Below are 1,779 nucleotides of genomic sequence, written 5' to 3' on the forward strand. Positions count from 1 at the left end.
ATTTTATGTGTTTTTTTTATATGTTTTTATTGAAAATTGATTATAAACCAACTTTTGCGACTAATTTAGCAACAGTTTCTTTTAATTCAGCATTTTCTTTTTCTAAAGAATTAACCTTATCTTCTAATACATAAACAGTACTGATTGGAGCTGTTTTATATTGTTCTTTGAATTTCCGTTCAGTAGTAGTCTGACCAACTTTGAAAGAGGCCCCAATATTAACCATATTATCGTTATTACCAACAGTAGTGCCTACACTAAACATAGTTTCTTCGTTAGGATGATAGAATGCACCTAATGCTAGCGCTTGTTTATCTTTGTAGAAACCGCCAGCAACTGCTACATTAAATTTATTATCTGGATCAAAGTCCATTGGATGTAACCCTGCTAATGCAGCACTCATAGCGCCAACACGAGTAATATCGTGTCCTAATTTATTGATAGAATTTGTATTAGTAGATACTTGTTTATTTAATTCAGCAATATTTTGGGTATTTGTATCTACTTGATTACCAATATTAGTTACGGTAGTATTTAAGCTACTAATATTATTAGTATTAGTAGTTACTTGGCTGCCTATATTAGTTATTGTTGAATTAATAGTATTAATATCTGATTCGGTAACGTCTGCAGCTAATTTATTGTCAGAAGTAAGATGTAATCCATCACCATAATTGACAGATAGAATATGAGATCCATCAGAATTATCAGTAACAGAAACTGCATCTCCAGCAGTATAAGTTGCATATGTCCGTACAGCTTTTAGTTGAGCTACATTTACTGCATCTGTATCTTCAGTTCCTGCTGCTAAATTTATAATTTGGCGTTTATAATTATCGGTTCCAAGAGATACAGCTCCTAACGTTGAATGCCAGGTATTTGAATAACTGGTTGAATTTGTATTTGTAGTTGGATCATATCCAAAATAACCAGATTCTCTTGAAGCTACAGAGAGAGCGCCTAATGCTGTTCCACCAAATACTGTAGATCTAGAGTTATACCCTAAGGCGGTAGCAGCTAGGCCAGTAGATTTAGAGTAATTACCAACAGCAGTACTACCATTGCTGCTTGTTGTAGTATTTGATCCGATTGCTGCAGAATCAGATCCAGTTGCAAAAACATAATTACCTACGGCTAAACTATTATAACCACTTGATGTAGCTTTTGTTCCTAAAGCAGTACTATTTTTTGCAGAAGCATTGGAAGCATATCCAATTGCAACAGCTTCATAGTTTGTTCCTTGCGCTTTGTAGCCTATTACAGTAGCAAAGGCTTTATTATTTTTATCTGAAGTATTAACTGCGGTTGTTTCAGTACCAATAACTACGGAAGTTCCTGCAGCAGTTACTTTATTCCCAATAGCAACTGTACCATTGTCTGTAAGAGTGTTAGTGGATCCATTGATAACGGTCCCCCCCTCCAATGTTGATAGAACTACTTGCAGCTAAAACAATATTTCCTATACTAACATTTGCTAATACACTTGCTAATACACTTGCTAATATAAATTTACTTTTTTTCATTGACAATCCTTCCTTTAACTCTAATAAATTATCATTTTTAACACTAACCATGAACAAAATAAGCATATATATTATATATTAAAACACTAATGCTGTCAATTATAAAAAAACGAAATAAAATAATAAGAAAAATATAAATATATCCATTATAAAAAATAATATATACACAGCTTGAAAAAATATGTAATAAAAAATTAATTTATTTAATAATAATAATTTTGGTTTATAAAATAGATATAAAAATATAAGTTATTAG

At 31.5% G+C, this 1,779-nt stretch carries 2 protein-coding genes; both read right to left on the minus strand.

Annotated elements, in window-relative coordinates:
• Positions 1-40: 40 nt before the first annotated feature.
• Complete coding sequence (locus tag TX77_RS13185; RefSeq protein WP_071822323.1) at positions 41-1,423, minus strand: YadA-like family protein; 1,383 nt, start codon at positions 1,421-1,423, stop codon at positions 41-43.
• Positions 1,389-1,523 (minus strand): hypothetical protein, encoded by a 135-nt coding sequence (locus TX77_RS14225; RefSeq protein ID WP_268257930.1) that lies wholly within the window; start codon positions 1,521-1,523, stop codon positions 1,389-1,391. The genes TX77_RS13185 and TX77_RS14225 overlap by 35 nt, the downstream gene beginning before the upstream one ends.
• Positions 1,524-1,779: the final 256 nt, after the last annotated feature.

Origin of the sequence: Megasphaera massiliensis (assembly GCF_000455225.1) — a bacterium.
Taxonomy (GTDB): Bacteria; Bacillota; Negativicutes; order Veillonellales; family Megasphaeraceae; genus Megasphaera; species Megasphaera massiliensis.